Genomic DNA, 19,405 nt, shown 5'->3' on the forward strand with positions numbered 1-19,405 from the left:
TGAATGAAAACCATCAAAATTGGCGTTCCGCTGCTGCTGTTATTTACACTCTATTATCTGCTGCCCCTTGAATTCCGCCACCTTTGGCAACCTGATGAGACGCGCTATGCGGAAATCAGCCGGGAGATGTTAGTCAGCGGCAACTGGATAGTGCCGCATTTTCTCGATTTGCGTTATTTTGAAAAGCCGGTCGCCGGTTACTGGATCAATAATCTCAGCCAGTTACTGTTTGGCCACAATAATTTTAGTGTGCGCTTTGGCTCAGTATTTTCCATCACCCTGACCGCATGCATGGTGTACTGGCTGGCATGGCGATTGTGGCATGAGCGTAAGACGGCGCTGATCGCCGCGGTGATTTTCCTGACCAGTTTTCTGGTCTATGGTATTGGCACCTATTCGGTGCTCGATCCGATGATCACCCTGTGGCTAACGGCGGCAATGTGCAGCTTCTGGCTGGCGGCGCAGGCGACATCGGTACGCCACAAAGTGCTGGCGTATCTGCTGCTGGGCGTCACCTGCGGCATGGGTTTTATGACCAAAGGTTTTCTGGCGCTGGCGGTTCCGGTACTGGGAGTATTACCCTGGGTTATCCGGCAACGGCGCTGGAAAGAGGTATTGCTGTGCGGGCCACTGGCGATACTGAGCGCGGTACTGATCAGCCTGCCATGGGCGCTGGCGATTGCCCAACGTGAGCCGGATTTCTGGCACTACTTTTTCTGGGTAGAGCATATTCAGCGTTTTGCTGAGGATAATGCGCAGCACAAAGCCCCGTTCTGGTATTACCTGCCGGTATTGCTGGCGGGAAGTTTGCCCTGGCTGGCGCTGTTGCCCGGCGCCCTCTGGCGCGGCTGGCAGCAGAAAACAGAGGAGAGCGGCAGCTTTTATCTGCTGGGTTGGGTGGTGATGCCGCTGCTGTTTTTCAGCATCGCCAAAGGTAAACTGCCTACTTATATTCTGCCGTGTTTTGCGCCGCTGGCGGTTCTGATGGCCGGTTATGCGCGGCAGCTGGCTGTTAGCGGCAGTAGTCGCGTATTGCGCATTAATGGCTGGATTAATCTGCTGTTTGGTGTGATTTGCGTGCTGGTAGTACTGGTGGCGCTGGCGCCGTGGGGGATAAGCACACATTCCCTGTATGATGACCATGAGGTGAAAAAAGTCATCCTCGCCTGTGCTGCGTTTCTGTTTTGGGCGCTGTCGGGCGCCTTTAGCCTCCGCCAGCCGTTACAGCGATGGCTGGCGGCGGCGCTCTGCCCGTTAGGGGTGGCGCTGACGGTGGGGAGCGCCATGCCGCAACAGATAATGGATGCAAAACAACCGCAGGACTTTATTGCCTCGGTGCGTGACAATATTAGCGGCAGCCGCTATGTGCTGGCAGATAGTCCCGGGGTGGCGGCGGCGGTCGGCTGGGAACTGAAGCGTAGTGATATTATGCTGTATGAAGAGAAAGGTGAACTGACCTGGGGACTTGACTATCCGGATGCGCAACAGCGGTTTGTCGGCGGCGATGCCTTTGCCGGCTGGCTGGCTGAGCACCGCCGTAACGGGACGGTTTCGCTGATTTTGCTGTTGCCGCGCGATGATAATGGTACTCATACCAATCTGCCGACTGCCGACCTGATTTATCGTCAGGGGCGTTTAATTCTCTATCAATATCATCAGCTGCCGTGAATATTCTGCTGATCCTGGTTGCCAGCCTGCTTAGTTGCGGTGGTCAGCTTTGCCAGAAGCAGGCCACCCGCCGCTATGATAAACGGCACCTTGTCATCTGGCTGGGGCTGAGCCTGTTGCTGCTGGGTTGTGCCATGCTGGTATGGCTCTGGGTGTTGCAGCAGGTGCCGGTAGGGGTGGCGTATCCGATGCTGAGTATCAATTTCATTATTGTTACGCTCGCCGCGCGCTGGTTGTGGCAGGAGCGGATTACGTTGCGCCATAGTCTGGGCATTGTGCTGATTGTCGCCGGAGTGATCGTGCTGGGAGTGCATGCATGACTGGCTATCTGTGGGCGGCAATCAGTATCTTACTGGTCAGTGGCGCCCAGCTGAGTATGAAATGGGCCATGTCGCAACTGCCGCCGGCGCGCGAACTGTTGTTGTTCGGCGAGCAGCTGATGGCGCTAACCCCCGGGGCGCTGGCGTTGTTCGCCGGTCTGACGGCGTATGGTTTATCGATGCTGTGCTGGGTGCTGGCGCTGCACCATATCAGCCTGAACCGCGCCTATCCACTGCTTAGCCTGAGCTATATTCTGGTCTGGCTGGCGGCGCCGCTGGTGCCGGGGCTTAATGAAACATTCTCCTGGGCCACCTGCGCTGGCGTCATACTGATTGTCTGTGGCTTAATGGTGATCTGCTGGCCGGATAAGCAGCGTAATTAGCGTTAGTTTCATGGCACTCTCAATTTTGCTCCCGCGCAACCGATGCATATACTTTTTTGTTCTGAATGTCGCTGGCATATCAACCGGATCAGGATATTCTGCAACGCTGTAAAAACTAAGCCCGCTGGCCGCCGTTATCCGCTGAACGGTCGTACCGACTCACGAATAATAAGCTGGCCCCTGAATGGCGTCAGCGGCCGGTTTTCCTTCTCTTCCAGCAAATTGACCAGTCGGTCAAGGGTATCTTTAATCATTTCCGCCACCGGCACATGCACCGTGGTGAGTGCCGGAATAAAGAACGAAGCCATCGGAATATCATCGAAACTCAGCAGGGATATGTGCTGCGGAACCGCAATGCCGGCCTGATAAAAAGCACGTGCGGCGCCGGTGGCCATATCATCATTGCTGGCAACCAGGGCGCTAAAGCGTACCGCACGCGCCAGCAGCGCTTCGGCCGCCACGCGTCCGCTGTCCGGCGTCCAGTCACCGTGCGCCACCCGTGCCGGATTGAAGGCGATATTATTTTCCTGCAGCGCCTGCTGATAGCCTGAATAACGGCTCTCACTGGTCGGCGACCCCGGAGAGCCGCAAATAAACGCGATTTCCCGGTGCCCCTGAGCAATCAGGTAATTGATCGCGCTGACGCAATCCTGCTGATGTTCGGCATAGACACAGTTATCCGGATGGCGCTCGAGCTTGCGATTAACCACCATAATCGGCTGCTGATGCTGTTCGATAATCTCATCCATTTCCGCCGGCGTCAGAAAGCGCGGATAAATAATAATCGCGTCACAGCGCAGATCGAGCAAAAACTGAATGGCCTGGCGCTCCTCGTCGGCACTGTGTTTACCATCCGCAAGGATCAACTGGCGACCATGATTTTCGGTCAGGGTCGCGGTCTGAAACAGCAATTCACTGAAGTAGGGGCCATGGTACAGAGTATTGGTGACCACCAGACCGATGCTTTGCGACTTGCGCGTCGCCAGATTGCGCGCCAGCAGATTGGGGCGATAGCCCGTCTCGGCGATGGCTTTAAATACCCGATCTTTGGTGGTTTTGCTGACATAGCTGTTCCCGGCAAGCACGCGTGAAACCGTGGCTTTGGAAACCCCGGCCTTGTTGGCCACGTCAAGCATCGTTGTCATACTGATTTCCCTGTGATTTAAAGGAGGCTCTGAAGCACTCCCCGGGAGTGATGGATGACTCCCACTCGGTGGCCAAGTTTAACGTATTGCGATTTTATCTGCAGCAGCAAACATCAAATAAATAACCCAATTAAATTATTTCTATTTTTTAATTATTGCCCCATCGTCTTTGCTCTGGCGATTATAGGGTTTTTCACACTGTTAATTATATTTTACTCTAAGTGAATAACCTGTTTTTTGCCGGAATTTTTATCTAATTTGGAGGCGATTGCGATCCTAATCACAAAAAGTGAAAAGTAATATGAAACCGGTTGCAGATTATCGCTTAATTTGTCTAAATCTGGGTAAACCACAGGCAAGGAGATGGATATGAATAAAATATTACTGTGCTGTGCCGGCGGAATGTCTACCAGTATGCTGATGCAGAGAATGGAAAAAGAAGCGAAAGAACAAGGTATTAGCGTGGAAATACTGGCGGTGGGCTTCGATGAGTTCGCCAGCCAGATTGCTACCTGGGATTGCTGCCTGCTGGGGCCACAGATTAAGTATAAATTAGCTGAATTTCAGACAATTGCGGCTGAAAAGCACAAGCCGGTCGCGGTAATTAATACCATGGACTACGGCATGATGAACGGTAAAAAAGTGCTGCAGGCTGCGTTGGCATTGATGCAAACTGGCGGAGAATAATAATGAGCACTATCAGTGAGTCATTATTTGGCATTATCGAAAATAACATCAGCCCGGTAGCAGCAAGACTTTCCAGTCAGCGGCATGTGGTGGCGATTAAAGATGGTTTTATCTCGTCGATGCCATTCCTGATTGTCGGCTCTTTTATGCTGCTGTTTGCTCATCCGCCATTCAGTGCTGACAGCCAGTGGGCGATCGCCAAATGGTGGTTAGGGATGGTGGCGCGCCACTCTGAACAGATCATGATGCCGTACAATATGACGATGGGCATTATGGCGGTCTATATCGCCAGCGCCATCTCCTATAACCTGGCGCAGAGCTACAAAATGAACGGCTTTATGGCCGCCTGCCTGTCGCTGATGTCATTTCTGCTGGTCGCGGCGCCACAGGCCAACGGCAGTTTGCCGGTCGGTTCGCTGGGGGGCGAGGGAATATTCACCGCCATCCTGGTGGCGCTGTATACCACTGAGCTTATGCACTTCCTGCAAAAACATAATATCGGCATTAAGTTACCCGAGCAGGTACCGCCGAAGATCCGCCAGTCGTTCGATCTGCTGATCCCGATTCTGGCGATTTTCCTGACGCTATTCCCGCTCAGTCTGTTTATGCAGAGTCAGTTTGGCATGCTGTTGCCGCAGGCGATTATGGCGATCTTCGCGCCGATTATCTCTGCTTCCGATTCACTGCCGGCGGTATTGATTGCCGTATTGCTCTGCCATCTGTTGTGGTTTGCCGGTATTCATGGCGCGGTGATTGTCGGCGGGATTTTACAGGCTTTCTGGCTGACCAATCTTGGTATTAATCAGCAGGCGCTGAATAGCGGTGCGCCGATCACCCAGGTATTTATCGAGCCGTTCTGGCAGTTCTTTATTGTTATCGGCGGTTCCGGCTCCACCATGGGGCTGGTGTTCCTCTACCTGCGCAGCAGCGCGGCGCATCTGCGCTCTATTGGCAAGCTGGGCCTGGTGCCGAGCATGTTCAATATCAACGAGCCGATTATCTTTGGCTCCCCGGTAGTGATGAACCCGCTGCTGTTTATTCCGTTTATTACCGCGCCGATGGTCAATGCCATTATTGCCTGGATCGCCACCCGTACCGATCTGGTTAACCATGTGGTTTCGCTGGCGCCATGGACCACGCCGGGGCCAATTGGCGCTGCCTGGTCAACCGGCTGGGATTTCCGCGCGATTATCCTCGTCGTGGTGCTGATCGGCGTATCCACCCTGATTTATTACCCGTTCTTCAAAATGTACGAGCGCCAATTGCTGGCGCAAGAAGAAGAGAGTTTACAACCTGCGGAGAGCCACTAATGGAACTTGATGAAAGCACGGTGATGGAACTGATTATCCATGCGGGCGAGGCACGTTCGTTAGCCATGGAAGCGCTGCGCGCGGCGCGTAAATATGACTGGGCCAGAGCGGATGAGCTGTTAACCGGCGCCTCGGCGGCGGCAAAAGAGGCGCATAAAATCCAAACCGTGCTGATTGGCGCGGATGAAGGATGCGGCAAGATCCCGGTCACGCTGATTTTGATGCATGCGCAGGACCATTTAATGAATGCCATGCTCTGCCGCGAGCTGGCGGAAGAAATTATTGCCTTACATCGTGAGATTGCAGCACTTAAACAACATTAATTTCAGGAGCTGAGGATGAAACACCAGCGGTTAAAACCGTTTCCGCACGACTTTTTGTGGGGAGCATCGACCTCCGCCTATCAGGTTGAGGGCGCATGGAACGAGGGGGGAAAAGGGCCCTCGGTGATCGATAAAGCCACCTTTAGCAGTAACATCACCGATTTTACCGTTACCAGCGATCACTATCATCGCTTTGAGCAGGATGTGGCGCTGTTTGCCGAACTGGGGCTGAAAACCTACCGCTTCTCGATTGCCTGGAGCCGTCTGTTTCCACAGGGCAGCGGTGAGTTAAATGCCGAGGGCGTAGCATTTTACCAGCAACTGATTGATGAACTGCGTCGGCAGCAAATTGAACCGCTGGTAACCCTGTATCACTTCGATCTGCCCTGGGCATTGCAGGAGCAGGGCGGTTGGTCGAATCCGGCTACGATTGACGCGTTTGAACATTTTGCCCGTACCGCTTTTGAACTGTATGGCGATCGGGTGAACTACTGGCTGACGATTAACGAGCAGAACATGATGATCCTGAAAGGGGATGTCATTGGCACCCTGCCACCCGGCACGGCGGATCCGCAAAAAACGCTCTACCAGCAGAACCACCATATGATGCTGGCCCAGGCAAAAGTGATGATCGCCTGCCATCAGATGCTGCCGCAGGCGAAAATTGGCCCGGCGCCGAATATCTCCTGTGTTTATCCCGCCACCTCAAGGCCGGAAGATGTGCTGGCAGCGAATAATTTCACCGCTATTCGTAACTGGCTCTACCTCGATCTGGCCTGTTTCGGGCGCTATAACCGCGTGGCCTGGAGCTTTATGGCTGAAAAAGGGTATCTGCCGACCATCACTGAGCAGGAGATGGCGATTCTGCGGCAGGGTAAGCCGGATTTTATCGCGTTTAACTACTATGCCTCCGCCACCGTCGGTGCCGATTTGCCGCAGAACAGCGCGGAACAGACGCCGGAACAGCGCCCCGATCAGCAGTTAGCCGGTATTGATAAAAGCGTCTATGTCGGCACGGAGAATCGCTGGCTGCAGAAGAATCAGTTCAACTGGTATATCGATCCGGTCGGCTTCCGTATTACCGCCCGTGAGATTTATGACCGCTATCATCTGCCATTGATCGTCACGGAAAACGGTCTCGGCGCTTTCGATGAGCTGGCGGCGGGCAACAAAATTTATGATGACTACCGCATTGATTATCTGAGCGCGCATATCGAACAGCTGCAGCTGGCGATCACCGATGGCGTCGAGCTGTTTGGCTATTGTCCATGGTCGGCTATCGATCTGGTCAGTACTCATCAGGGGATCCGCAAACGTTATGGCTTTATTTACGTCAATCGTGATGAAAAGGATCTGAAAGATTTAGCGCGCTACAAAAAGAAAAGCTTTGCCTGGTACCAGCGTGTGATCCAGAGCAACGGGCAGAATCTGGATAACAGCGTCGAATATTAACTGTGCCGGTTGCCGGCACTCGCCTGACAGATAACGGGCAATTTATTAAGGATTAACGATGTCAGAACAACAATTACCGCAAGACTTTCTGTGGGGCGGCGCGGTAGCGGCGCATCAAGTTGAAGGTGGTTGGGATCAGGGGGGGAAGGGCGTCAGTATTTGTGACGTACTTTCTGGTGGCTCGCATGGGGTGGACCGGGTGATAACCGATGGCGTTTTGCCGGGTTACAGCTACCCGAATCACCAGGCGGTTGATTTTTATTCGCACTATAAGCAGGACATTGCGCTGTTTGCCGAGATGGGATTTAAGTGTTTCCGAACCTCCATTGCCTGGACGCGTATTTTCCCCAGGGGCGACGAGCAGCAGCCAAATGAAGCGGGATTACAGTTTTACGACGATCTGTTTGATGAACTGCTTAAGTATAATATTGAGCCGGTAATTACGCTGTCGCACTTTGAAATGCCGCATCATCTGGTAACCGAGTATGGTGGCTGGTTAAATCGTAAAGTGGTTGATTTTTTTGTGCATTACAGTGAAGTCGTGATGAAGCGTTATCAGAAAAAAGTGAAATACTGGATGACGTTTAACGAAATCAACAACCAGCGAAACTGGCAGTATCCGCTGTTTGGCTACTGTTGCTCGGGGGTGATTTTTAAACATCAGCCGCAGCCTGAGCAGGCAATGTATCAGACGCTGCATCATCAATTTGTCGCCAGCGCAAAAGTGGTAAAGCTCGGCCATCAGATCAATCCTGAGTTTAAGATTGGCTGCATGCTGGCGCTGGTTCCGCTTTATCCGTGGTCCTGTCATCCGGATGACGTGATGTTTGCCCAGCAAGCGATGCGCGAGCGTCATCTGTTTGGCGACGTACAGCTACGCGGTTACTACCCGTCCTATATTCTTCGTGAATGGGCCGCGAAAGGTTATCAGATTGATATGGCTGCAGAAGATCAGCAGACGCTGCGTGAAGGCTGCGCGGACTATCTTGGCTTCAGCTACTACATGAGTAATGCGGTGCAGTATGCAGCGAAAGACAGTGTGATTGGCGATGCGATTGCCGGCTTTAAAGGCAGTGTGAAGAACCCGCATGTGCAGGCGTCCGAGTGGGGCTGGCAGATTGACCCGGTTGGTTTGCGCTATACGCTGAATGCATTTTATGAGCGTTATCAGAAGCCAATGTTTATTGTGGAAAATGGCTTTGGCGCCGTGGACCGGGTAGAGGCGAATGGCGAGATCAATGATGATTACCGTATCGCTTATCTGCAGGCGCATATTGCGCAGATGAAAAAAGCGGTAGTGGAGGATGGCGTCGATTTAATCGGCTATACGCCGTGGGGCTGTATTGACTGCGTCTCTTTTACCACCGGTCAGTACGATAAACGCTATGGCTTTATCTATGTTGATAAACATGATGATGGCACTGGCACGCTGGCGCGTTCGCGCAAGAAAAGTTTTAGCTGGTATAAGCAGGTTATTGCCAGTAACGGGCAGGATATTTAACCGTTTTTAATCGGGCGGAATATCTGCCCCCCTGCTGTAGGGGAGCCATTAATGGCTCCCGTCCCGATGGCGGCAGCAGTGCAAACCATTGATACGGGCGGAATAAATCCCGCCCCTACGGCAGAATATCTGCCCCCCTGCTGTAGGGGAGCCATTAATGGCTCCCGTCCCGATGGCGGCAGCAGTGCAAACCATTGATACGGGCGGAATAAATCCCGCCCCTACGGCAGAATATCTGACCCCCTGCTGTAGGGGAGCCATTTATGGCTCCCGTCCCGATGGCGGCAGCCGTGCAAGCCATTGATACGGGCGGAATAAATCCCGCCCCTACGGCAGAATATCTGCCCCCCTGCTGTAGGGGAGCCATTAATGGCTCCCGTCCCGATGGCGGCAGCAGTGCAAACCATTGATACGGGCGGAATAAATCCCACCCCTACGGGAGAATATCTGACCCCCTGCTGTAGGGGAGCCATTTATGGCTCCCGTCCCGATGGCGGCAGCCGTGCAAGCCATTGATACGGGCGGAATAAATCCCGCCCCTACGGTTCGGGGTTATCTGAAACCCTGTAGGGGAGCCATTTATGGCTCCCGTGTTGCGTGATACCCCGGGCGGAATAAATCCCGCCCCTACGGTTCGGGGTTATCTGAAACCCTGTAGGGGAGCCATTTATGGCTCCCGTGTTGCGTGATACCCCGGGCGGAATAAATCCCGCCCCTACGGTTCGGGGGTATCTGAAACCCTGTCGGGGAGCCATTTATGGCTCCCGTGTTGCGTGATATCCCGGGCGGAATCAATCCCGCTCCTTACCTTGCCTGGCGCATCTGATCGGCTGCAAGACGAAGCATCTCTTTATAAGCCGCATTGCCGGTCTCATCGCGCTTTTTATGCAAGTAATTGATAATACCTGAGCGACTGATGGGTTCATGGGTCGCTATCAGAGCCAGCACCGCTTCGCCCACCTCCTGTTCAATCACGCCGGACTGCACATCGTAACTCATGATATTCACCTGTTGATGATGTCGCTGAATCTGCTGACAGCTATAACATCAATCCGCATTTTTTTATGTCGCCACTAAAGCATTTCCTAAAATTGCTGATGGCATATCCGCAACTACTGCCAGACGCAGTGGCTAATCTGTTAACTACATTGGTTTTTTAGTCTAATGATTCCAGAAAAAAATCCGAAAGTTACAGAAATGCGACAGTCTGGTCAGCTGTCTCTGATAGCTGGCGTATACTTGATTCGCTTTAATAAAACTAAACAAACCGTGGGAGGCAGAATAGTGTTCGCATATTATTACGTGACCAGGACGCCGCAAAGAAACGGGTTTCATGCAGTACATATTAAAGGTTGCAGGTTGATACCAGAAATGGAGAAACGAATATTCCTTGGGAGTTTTTATAACTCATACAATGCATTACAGACAGCGAAGATTTACTGCCCCTTCTCAAGGAAATGCGCATTTTGTTTGTTATAAATATGCGCAGAGGGAATATTGATGGTTTCTATGTCACAAAGTGAAATTGTAGTTTCATTGTGAAATAGTTAATAAGGGCACTGAATTTATCGCCGGTGCGGATATATTTTCAGTGCCCTGACGGATGATTCTGCTGAAGCGGCAGTAGGCGATATCAGCAGTTGCTGATAGTTTGTGTTAAGACGGTGTTTGCTCTGGCCGGCTGTCACAATTACCCCTCGGATTGCCTCCCTTACGGCCACTGGCTGCCACCTCCGGCGGCGCTGATTTATTTGCCAGGTTGAATAATAAACGATTAGGTTAAAAGTCTGTTATACTTAGTTATCTCCACATATTATTGCATTACTGTCGTTAAGATTGCGCCTCTTTAGCATTTTCCCATCCCTCATTTACTCTTCCTGCAGCCGTGGCAACTGCCCTTAGAGCATCCGTCCCAGGAGCTGTTGCGTGAGAATTGATTTCAGTTATTTCGTTAAGAGTAAAAATCGTCCCGATAGCGCGCTGGCTTATGGTCAAACCTCTCTTGCTGATAGCCACTATGATAGCGCGGAGAAAGCCGAACTATTTTCTGTCGATCAGATGGAGCGCTTTGGCGAAACGCTGGCGCTGTCACATCACCTTACGACCAGTAAAGCCCCCTATTTTTTGCTAAAAAGACTGGAAGAAAACGAACTGTTGCTGGCTGAGAATTGCCAGATCCTGAGCCGTGATGAAAAAAACAGCATCGGCCCCGCCGGTGAGTGGCTGCTGGATAACTTTTATCTGATCGAAGAACAGATCCGCGTGGTACGGCAGCTGCTACCAAAAAACTTTGGTAAAGGTTTACCCGCGCTGGCGGCGCCTCATCACTGCCCGCGTATTTATCATATTGCCACCGAGGCGATTGCGCATGGCGATGGCCGCTGGGATGACGACAGCCTGACACGTTATGTCGCGGCTTATCAGAAGATCACGCCGCTGACCCTCGGCGAGCTGTGGGCGCTGCCGGGAATGCTGCGTCTGGCGCTGTTCGAGAATTTGCGCCGGGTGAGTAGTGAAGTGGCCGAAGCCCAGCAGGAGCGTAACCTGGCAAATGACTGGGTGACGAAAATGCTCGACAGCGCGGAAAACGACCCGGCCAGTTTAATCATTGTGATTGCCGATATGGCGCGCAGCAATCCGCCGCGCACCAGTGCTTTCGTTGCCGAACTGGTCAGGCGTTTGCAGGGCCATGGCAGCATGCTGGCACTACCGTTAACCTGGATGGAACAACGGCTGGGAGAAGTGGGATTAACCACGGAAACCCTGATCCATCGCTTCAATCAGCAGCAGGCGGCCAGTCAGCTGTCAGTCAGTAACAGTATTACCGGGCTACGTCTGCTAAGTGAAATGAACTGGGCGGATTTCGCGGAAAACCTCAGCCTGGTGGAGCAAGTTCTGCGGCAGGATCCGGCAGATATTTATGCCCGGATGCATTTTGCTACCCGCGACCGCTATCGCCATGTGGTTGAACTGCTGGCGCGTTACGGTCAGGAAAGTGAAACGGCGGTGGCCCGGCGGGTATTAGCGCTGGCGCAGCAGGCGCCGCCAGGCAGCCGGAAACAGCATATTGGCTACTACCTGATTGATGCCGGACGGACGCAGCTGGAAGCCGCGATGAATATTCGCTTCAAATGGCAGACGCGGATACGCCACCGGTTTAATCAGATGCCGTTGCTCTCCTGGTTTGGCAGCCTGAGTTTGCTGATCACCGCATTTAGCGCCGATCTTCTGTTTCACAGCCGCGGAGCCGGTCTCGGCTGGCCGCTGTGGCTGCTGCTGGTGCCGATCGTGATTGTCGTCAGCCAGTTTGTCACTAATCTGCTTAGTGAAGCGACTACCCGCAGTCGGCTGCCGCAGTCGTTGCCGCGGCTGGATTTTTCCGCCGGCATTCCGGCTGAATTCCGTACGCTGGTAGTGATCCCCTGTTTGCTGGCCAGCCGGGAAGGGATTGATAAGCTCATTAACAGCCTCGAAGTGTGCTTTATCGGTAATGATATGGCGCATCTGCACTTCGCGTTACTCACCGATTTCCATGACAGCCTACAGCAGACCCTGCCGGAAGATGCGGGTTTGCTAAGCTATGTTTGCGCGCAAATCGAAGGGCTTAACCGCCGTTACGCCGAACAGCGCCATATGCCTTTCCTGATGCTGCATCGTGAACGCGAATGGAATCAGCAGCAGGGCGTGTGGATGGGATATGAGCGTAAACGTGGCAAACTTTACGCGCTGAATCGCTGGTTGCGCCAGCAGGAAAACGGTTTTACCACTATCTGCGGCGGCGATGCCGTCGCGCTGGCGACGGTAAAATATGTTATTACCCTTGATAGCGATACCGTACTGCCGCGCGCCAGCGCTCATCAGCTGATTGCCACGCTGGCACATCCGCTGAATCACCCGATTTATGATGCGCAACGGCAACGGGTGGTGGAGGGCTATACCATTTTGCAGCCACGACTGGCCGAAGAGATCCCGCGCTTTGGGCAAAGTCGCTATGCGGCTCTCAACAGTACCCCACCGGGCAGCGATCCTTACTCATTAATGTCGTCAGATATCTATCAGGATCTGTTTGGCGAAGGCTCGTTTGTCGGCAAGGGCATTTACGATGTGGAGATGTTTTCCCGCGTTACCGAAGGCACCTGCCCGGAAAATCTGGTACTCAGTCACGATCTGCTGGAAGGCTGCTATGTGCGGTCCGGTCTGCTGAGTGATGTGGTGCTGTATGAACAGTATCCGGTCAGCTATATGATTGATGTCGCGCGCCGTTCACGCTGGATCCGCGGCGACTGGCAATTGCTTAACTGGTTACGGCCGCAGGTGCGTAAGGCCGATGGCAGCCGCACGCGTAACCCGCTCAGCACGCTTTCGCGCTGGAAACTGCTGGATAATTTACGCCGTAGTCTGGTGGCGCCGTGCCTGCTGGTGTTGCTGTTTGCCATGGTATTACTGGTACCGAATCCTTTTTACTGGTTGTCATTTCTCGCCGTGGTGCTGTTACTGCCAACGCTGGTGGCATTACTGCAGGATCTGCTGACGAAACCAGCGAAACGCCCGCTGCTGCAGCATATACCATTGATCCTGCGCGGCACCTTATCGCGCCTGAACCGCATCTTGCTCAGTCTGGCTACCTTGCCCCATGAAGCCGGCTATACCCTGTATGCGATTGCCGTCACCCTGTGGCGGCTGGGCGTAAGTCAGCGCAATCTTAATGAGTGGATGAGCTTTGATCAGAGCAAAGGTCGTTTACTGCCATCACTAAAAAATATCTATCGCGCGATGTGGTTAAACCCGCTGCTGGCGGTAATACTGCTGGCCCTGAGCGTACTATGGCATTCAGCGCTCGGTGGTCTGGCGCTGGATGTGGCGGTGATCTGGCTGCTGGCGCCGGCATGGATGCTCTGGCTGAGCCGTGCGCCGCAACGAAAAAAAGCGCCGATAAATGCGCAGCAGCGCCAGTTTTTGCGCCAGAATAGCCGTGAAATCTGGTTGTTTTTTGAAACTTTTGTTAATGCGCAAGAGAATGGTTTACCACCGGATAACTATCAGCAATTGCCGAAGCCGGTCATTGCCCACCGTACCTCGCCGACCAATATCGGCCTGTCACTGCTGGCGAATCTTACCGCATGGGATTTTGGCTATATCACCTGTGGCAATATGCTGCAGCGTATTACCCTGACTCTCGATACGCTGGATAAGATGGAGCACTATCGCGGGCATCTTTATAACTGGTATGACACGCGGACTCTGCAGCCGCTAAAGCCGCGTTATATCTCCAGCGTCGATAGTGGCAATATGGCGGGCCATTTGCTGACCCTGAGCGCCGGGCTGGTGCAATGTAAGAAACAGCCGGTGCTGGATATCCCGCGTGCGTTAGCCGGGCTGGAGGATACGCTACAGCTACTGGAAAAAAACTGGCCCGGCGATCGGCCTGCCGCATTGCCGCTGATACGCACGCAGTGTATCGAGGCGCTGTCGTGCTCGGTTGCGGGGTGTCTGCGGGCATTTGCTGCCATGCAGCCGCTGGCCGAAGAACTGCTGCTGTTAAGTGAAACTGCCGATAGCGCGCAGCGCGACTGGGCCGCCAGCCTGCTGCGTCAGGTCAGTGAGTTGAGTCAGGAGGCACAGCATTTTCTCGGCTGGATAACCGATGATAATGTCAGTCAGCCGATCCCCAGCCTGCTGGCGCTGGCGCGCCAGCCCGACGCCACCGCTTCCGCCGCGCGCCTGTATGCGATGGCTTCTGCCCGTCAGCGGCTGGCAATCCTCGACGAACTGGAGCTTCGGCTGCATCAGCACGCCACGATGGATTTTGCCTTTCTGTATAACCCGGTTACCGATCTGCTTAGCGTTGGCTACAACTGCGAGATAAATAAGCTGGATAGCGGTCACTATGACTTGCTGCCGTCGGAAATTCGTCTGACCAGCTATTTCGCCATCGCCACCAACCAATTGCCGCTGAAGAGCTGGCAGGCATTGGGACGGCTGTTTACCGTGCTGGAAAAACAGCCGGCGCTGATGTCGTGGAGCGGTTCGATGTTCGAGTATTTGATGCCGCAGCTGGTGATGCCGGGCTATCCCGATACCTTACTGGTGACCATGTGTCAGTCGGCGGTAAATCGCCAAATTGCCTGGGGTAAAGAGCGCGGGGTGCCATGGGGGATCTCAGAATCGGGATGGTATGCCTTCGATGCCAGTCAGAATTATCGCTATCACGCCTTCGGCGTGCCGGGGCTGGGTCTGCGACGTGGCCTCGGCGACGATATGGTGATCGCCCCGTATGCCACCATGATGGCGCTGGTGGTTGATCCGCAAAAAGCCATTGAGAACCTGCAAACGCTGGAAGGCTGCGGCGCGCGCGGTAAATTTGGTTTTTATGAAGCGCTGGATTACACCACCTCGCGGCTGGCCAGTGGTCAGTTGTATGTGGTGATACGCTCATGGATGGCTCACCATCAGGGCATGAGTTTCCTCGCATTATCCCATTTGCTGCTGGATGCGCCGATGGTGGAACGTTTCGCCAGCCATCCGCGCTTTCAGTCGGCGCGGTTTTTATTACAGGAGCGGGTGCCGGATGCGCTTGAGCTTTACACCCCACGGCGTCATTTTGAATCCCATGACGGGCGCTTAAAACCCGCCATCTATCAACCGCGTGAATTTACCCATGCTGACAGCGCGACGCCGGAAGTGCAGCTGTTGTCGAACGGCAACTATCATCTGATGCTGACGCAGGCGGGCGGCAGTTACAGCCGCTGGAAAGAGATTGCCCTGACGCGCTGGCGGGAAGATGCCACCCGCGATAATTACGGTAGTTTTTGCTATCTGAGCGATCCGCATAGCGATGAAGTCTGGAGCACCACTCTGCAACCGCTGGCCACCCCGGCCAGCCACTATCGGGTAGTGTTTACCGATGCCGGCGCCGAATATCATCGCAGCGAAGGCTCGCTGAGCGTCAAAACCCAGATTGTGATTTCACCGGAGGATGATGTCGAATTGCGTCGTCTGACCCTGACCAACCATGGGCGTCAGAGCCGCATTATTGAAATCACCACCTATGCCGAAGTGGTGCTGGCGGCCGCCGCCAGTGATGCATCACATCCGGCATTCAGCAATCTGTTCCTTCAGACGGAGTGTATTGCGGATTACGAAGGTTTGCTATGTCACCGCCGTCCGCGCGAAGAGAGCGAAGTATCGCCGTGGCTGTTTCATATGATGGCGATCCACGGCAATATCGATCGGGAGACCTCATTTGAAACCGATCGCGCCAAATTTATCGGTCGCGGCCGGACCACCGCCACGCCGCAGGCGCTGCAGCGTGCCGGGAGATTAAGCAACAGTGCGGGCGCGGTGCTGGATCCGATTATCGCCATTCGACAGCGCGTCCAGCTCGAACCGGATGTGCCATTGATCATTGACGTGGTATATGGCGTCACCGAGTCACGCACCTCAAGCCTGGCGCTGATGGAGAAGTATCGCGATCACCATATTGCCGATCGGGTATTTGAACTGGCGTGGTCGCACAGCCAGGTCGTACTGCGCCAGCTAAACGCCAATGAGGATGATGCCAGCGAGTATAATCGTCTGGCCGGCGCGCTGTTTTTTGCCAATCCCGATCTGCGTGCCAGTGCTGAGGTGCTGATGCGCAATCGTCGCGGGCAATCCGCCCTCTGGGCGCAGGCGATTTCCGGAGACCTGCCGATTGTGGCGATTGCGGTGACCAGCAGCGAAAGCCTGCCGCTGGTAACTATGCTGATTAACGCACACAGCTACTGGCGCTTAAAAGGGGTGATGGTCGATCTGCTGATCCTGAATAATGATATGGGCGGCTATATGCAGGAGCTGCAAAACCAGATCCTGAGCCTGATTTCCGCCGGTGCCGAAGCGAGCCAGATTGATAAACCCGGTGGGATCTTTGTGCGCAGCGGCGAGCATATGAGCACGGAAGATCATACGCTACTGATGAGCGCCGCGCGTATTTTCATTGATGATCGGCGTGGCGGTCTGCTGGAACAACTGAATCCAAATCCGCAAAGTTCGCGTGCCGTTAATCCGCTACTGGTGCCGCTGCACCCTTTGCAGCAGAACCAGCATTATCCGCTGACCTATCCCCAGCATAGCCTGCATTTTGCCAATGGTTCCGGCGGCTTCTCGGCGGATGGCCGCGAATATGTTGTGGTGCTGGAAGAGGGGCAGACGACGCCAGCGCCATGGTCGAATGTTATCGCTAATGACTGTTTCGGCACGGTGATTTCTGAGAGTGGTCAGGCTTACAGCTGGTTTGAAAACGCCCATGAATACCGGCTCACTCCGTGGGAGAACGATCCGGTCAGCGACCGTTCGGGCGAAGCCTTTTATCTGCGCGATGAAGAGAGTGGCGTAATCTGGTCGCCAATGCCGTTACCGCGTCGCGGCAGCGGCAGTTATCTCACCCGCCATGGTTTTGGCTACAGTGTGTTTGAGCACCACCACAGTGGTATTGAAAGCCATTTCACGGTGCTGGTGGCCGAAAAAGCCGCGGTGAAACTGTTTATTCTCACCCTGAAAAATCATTCCGGTCGTACGCGCCGGGTATCCGCCACCGGCTATGTCGAGTGGGTGCTGGCTGAACTGCGTGGCAAATCTGCGATGCATATCGTGACCACGCCGGCGCCAATGCATAATGGTTGCGGCGTACTGGCCAGCCATCATTTTGCCAGTGGGGGTTCAGAACGAACGGCATTTTTTGCCGTTAATGGCGTGCATTGCTCGTTAACCGGCGATCGGCGTGAATTTATCGGACGTAATGGATCGCTGGCCGAACCGGCGGCGCTGAAACGCAACCGACTGTCTGATAAAACCGGCGCTGGCCTTGATCCCTGTGGCGCATTACAGTCAGCCACCAGCTTTATTGATGGCGATAGCCGGACCTTTATTTTTGCCCTCGGTGTCGGTGAAACCAGCCAGCAGGCGCAGCAGATGATCCGGCACTATCTTGATGAACAGCGCGCCGCCAGCGAGCTGGATGCGGTGCATCGCCACTGGCACCGCCTGCTGGATAATCTGCTGATTGAAACCCCTGATCAGGCGGTGAATCTGCTGGCCAATGGCTGGCTGTTGTATCAGACCTTGTCCAGCCGGATGCTGGCACGCAGCGGTTATTACCAGTCGGGCGGGGCGTTTGGTTTCCGCGATCAGCTGCAGGACTCTCTTGCGCTGGCCCATGCGGCGCCGGAACGTATGCGCCAGCAAATTTTGCTGTGCGCTTCACGTCAGTTTATTGAAGGGGATGTACAGCACTGGTGGCATCCACCGGCTGGCAACGGCGTTCGTACCCGTTGTTCCGATGATTTCCTCTGGTTACCGCTGGCGATCTGCCACTATGTCGAGGTCACCGGTGACCATGACATCCTGCAGCAGCCGGTGAGCTGGCTGGAAGGACGGCTGCTGGAGCCGGGTGAGGAGTCGCGCTACGAACAGCCGCTGGTCAGCAGGGAGCAGCACAGTCTGTGGCAACATGGCTTGCAGGCGATTGAGCATGGCTTACGTTTTGGCAGCCACGGGTTGCCGTTGATGGGCAGCGGCGACTGGAATGACGGTATGAATCTGGTCGGTATTGAGGGCCGTGGCGAAAGTGTCTGGTTAGGTTTCTTCCTGTTTACTGTCCTGCGTCGCTATGCCGCGCTGGCTGAACAGCTGCAGCTACCTGATATCCGCTCACGTCTCGAGGATCAGGCGAATCGCTTGCAGCAGAATCTGCAGCGGCATGGCTGGGATGGTGACTGGTATCGCCGTGGCTACTTTGATAATGGCGAACCGCTGGGATCGCATCAGTCGCAGGAGTGCCGGATTGATGCCATCGCCCAGAGCTGGGCGGTATTATCCCATGCCGGTGAGCCTGAGCGTTGCCAGCAGGCGATGCAGGCGCTGGATGCGCAACTGGTGGATGAACACGCCGGACTGATCAAGCTGCTGATGCCGCCGTTTGACGGTAACGGGCCGAATCCGGGCTATATCCGCGGCTATCTGCCCGGCGTGCGTGAAAACGGCGGCCAGTATACTCATGGCGCCATTTGGGCGGTGATGGCGTTTGCGGAAATGGGCAATATTGAACGTGCCTGGCAACTGATGTCGCTGATTAACCCGATTAACCATGCGCTGGATAGTGAGGCGGTGGCGCGCTACAAAGTGGAGCCATATGTTATTTCAGCCGATGTCTATGCGGGCGACGCCCATAGCGGGCGGGGCGGCTGGAGCTGGTACACCGGCTCGGCGGGATGGGCCTATCGCCTGATCACCGAATCGCTGCTCGGCATTCGTCGTCAGGGACGCTATTTGCTGATCGATACCCGGCTGCCGCAAGCCTGGCCGCAGGTGAGTTTGCGCTATCAATATGGCGGCAGTCACTATCATATTGTGGTGAAAGAGGGCGAGGGGGACTATCAGTTATCGCTGGATGGTCAGCGCGTGGCGGAACATCGTCTGCCGCTGGAAGATGACGGCGGCAATCATCAGGTTGAAGTGATACTGGCGTCGCGCAAACCGCAGGCGACGGCGCCAACCGGCGATGCGTAAAAGATTGCCCGCACATCCTGCGGGCAATATTGAGGTTAGTTCTGAGTAACGTCTATTCTGACGCTGCAATC

12 protein-coding genes are annotated in these 19,405 nt (G+C 54.4%); 10 read left to right on the top strand and 2 right to left on the bottom strand.

The window, feature by feature from the left end; translation table 11 throughout:
* Positions 1 to 3 precede the first annotated feature (3 nt).
* Genes arnT through arnF form a run of 3 tightly spaced genes read left to right on the top strand, consistent with a single transcriptional unit; the run spans position 4 to position 2,371 of the window.
* Positions 4 to 1,668, top strand: a complete 1,665-nt coding sequence (gene arnT / locus JWF83_RS13965) for a lipid IV(A) 4-amino-4-deoxy-L-arabinosyltransferase (RefSeq protein ID WP_413650895.1) — start codon at positions 4 to 6, stop codon at positions 1,666 to 1,668.
* Positions 1,665 to 1,988, top strand: coding sequence for a 4-amino-4-deoxy-L-arabinose-phosphoundecaprenol flippase subunit ArnE (gene arnE / locus JWF83_RS13970; RefSeq protein WP_413650897.1), 324 nt, complete (start codon positions 1,665 to 1,667; stop codon positions 1,986 to 1,988). The genes arnT and arnE overlap by 4 nt, the downstream gene beginning before the upstream one ends.
* A complete protein-coding gene (gene arnF / locus JWF83_RS13975) occupies positions 1,985 to 2,371 on the top strand; it encodes a 4-amino-4-deoxy-L-arabinose-phosphoundecaprenol flippase subunit ArnF (RefSeq protein WP_413650898.1) in 387 nt (128 codons plus the stop codon). Before arnE ends, arnF begins: the two co-directional genes overlap by 4 nt.
* A gap of 134 nt (positions 2,372 to 2,505) precedes the next feature.
* Here arnF and JWF83_RS13980 read toward each other — a convergent pair whose 3' ends face one another.
* Positions 2,506 to 3,516 (bottom strand): LacI family DNA-binding transcriptional regulator, encoded by a 1,011-nt coding sequence (locus JWF83_RS13980; RefSeq protein WP_413650899.1) that lies wholly within the window; start codon positions 3,514 to 3,516, stop codon positions 2,506 to 2,508.
* Positions 3,517 to 3,885: 369 nt separating this feature from the next.
* On the opposite strand from JWF83_RS13980, the gene JWF83_RS13985 reads away from it, so the two are divergent.
* From JWF83_RS13985 to JWF83_RS14005, 5 genes are read left to right on the top strand one after another with little or no spacing between them, the layout of a single operon-like run.
* Positions 3,886 to 4,203, top strand: a complete 318-nt coding sequence (locus JWF83_RS13985) for a PTS sugar transporter subunit IIB (RefSeq protein WP_413650964.1) — start codon at positions 3,886 to 3,888, stop codon at positions 4,201 to 4,203.
* A 2-nt stretch (positions 4,204 to 4,205) separates the two neighbouring features.
* On the top strand, positions 4,206 to 5,513 hold the full coding sequence (locus JWF83_RS13990) for a PTS sugar transporter subunit IIC (RefSeq protein WP_413650900.1): 1,308 nt from the start codon (positions 4,206 to 4,208) through the stop codon (positions 5,511 to 5,513).
* Positions 5,513 to 5,836, top strand: a complete 324-nt coding sequence (locus JWF83_RS13995; protein WP_413650901.1) for a PTS lactose/cellobiose transporter subunit IIA — start codon at positions 5,513 to 5,515, stop codon at positions 5,834 to 5,836. Before JWF83_RS13990 ends, JWF83_RS13995 begins: the two co-directional genes overlap by 1 nt.
* A gap of 15 nt (positions 5,837 to 5,851) precedes the next feature.
* Positions 5,852 to 7,288, top strand: a complete 1,437-nt coding sequence (locus JWF83_RS14000) for a glycoside hydrolase family 1 protein (RefSeq protein ID WP_413650902.1) — start codon at positions 5,852 to 5,854, stop codon at positions 7,286 to 7,288.
* 58 nt (positions 7,289 to 7,346) lie between these two features.
* Positions 7,347 to 8,789: a 6-phospho-beta-glucosidase gene (locus tag JWF83_RS14005; protein WP_413650904.1), complete on the top strand. Its 1,443-nt coding sequence runs from the start codon at positions 7,347 to 7,349 to the stop codon at positions 8,787 to 8,789.
* A gap of 804 nt (positions 8,790 to 9,593) precedes the next feature.
* Here JWF83_RS14005 and JWF83_RS14010 read toward each other — a convergent pair.
* On the bottom strand, positions 9,594 to 9,788 hold the full coding sequence (locus JWF83_RS14010; RefSeq protein ID WP_413650905.1) for a hypothetical protein: 195 nt from the start codon (positions 9,786 to 9,788) through the stop codon (positions 9,594 to 9,596).
* Positions 9,789 to 10,769: 981 nt separating this feature from the next.
* Between JWF83_RS14010 and JWF83_RS14015 the strand changes: the two genes are divergently transcribed.
* Positions 10,770 to 19,334 (top strand): GH36-type glycosyl hydrolase domain-containing protein, encoded by an 8,565-nt coding sequence (locus tag JWF83_RS14015; protein ID WP_413650965.1) that lies wholly within the window; start codon positions 10,770 to 10,772, stop codon positions 19,332 to 19,334.
* A complete protein-coding gene (locus JWF83_RS14020) occupies positions 19,327 to 19,383 on the top strand; it encodes a hypothetical protein (protein WP_413650966.1) in 57 nt (18 codons plus the stop codon). The genes JWF83_RS14015 and JWF83_RS14020 overlap by 8 nt, the downstream gene beginning before the upstream one ends.
* Positions 19,384 to 19,405: the final 22 nt, after the last annotated feature.

The organism is Pantoea sp. B65 (genome assembly GCF_047308185.1).
GTDB lineage: Bacteria > Pseudomonadota > Gammaproteobacteria > Enterobacterales > Enterobacteriaceae > Erwinia.

Excerpts from the sequence above, each read along its gene's own strand:
- JWF83_RS14000 (WP_413650902.1), top strand. The coding sequence starts at position 5,852 with ATGAAACACCAGCGGTTAAAACCGTTTCCGCACGACTTTTTGTGGGGA.
- arnT (WP_413650895.1), top strand. The coding sequence starts at position 4 with ATGAAAACCATCAAAATTGGCGTTCCGCTGCTGCTGTTATTTACACTC.
- JWF83_RS13990 (WP_413650900.1), top strand. The coding sequence starts at position 4,206 with ATGAGCACTATCAGTGAGTCATTATTTGGCATTATCGAAAATAACATC.
- JWF83_RS13985 (WP_413650964.1), top strand. The coding sequence starts at position 3,886 with ATGAATAAAATATTACTGTGCTGTGCCGGCGGAATGTCTACCAGTATG.
- JWF83_RS14005 (WP_413650904.1), top strand. The coding sequence starts at position 7,347 with ATGTCAGAACAACAATTACCGCAAGACTTTCTGTGGGGCGGCGCGGTA.
- JWF83_RS14010 (WP_413650905.1), bottom strand. The coding sequence starts at position 9,788 with ATGAGTTACGATGTGCAGTCCGGCGTGATTGAACAGGAGGTGGGCGAA.
- JWF83_RS13980 (WP_413650899.1), bottom strand. The coding sequence starts at position 3,516 with ATGACAACGATGCTTGACGTGGCCAACAAGGCCGGGGTTTCCAAAGCC.
- JWF83_RS13995 (WP_413650901.1), top strand. The coding sequence starts at position 5,513 with ATGGAACTTGATGAAAGCACGGTGATGGAACTGATTATCCATGCGGGC.
- arnF (WP_413650898.1), top strand. The coding sequence starts at position 1,985 with ATGACTGGCTATCTGTGGGCGGCAATCAGTATCTTACTGGTCAGTGGC.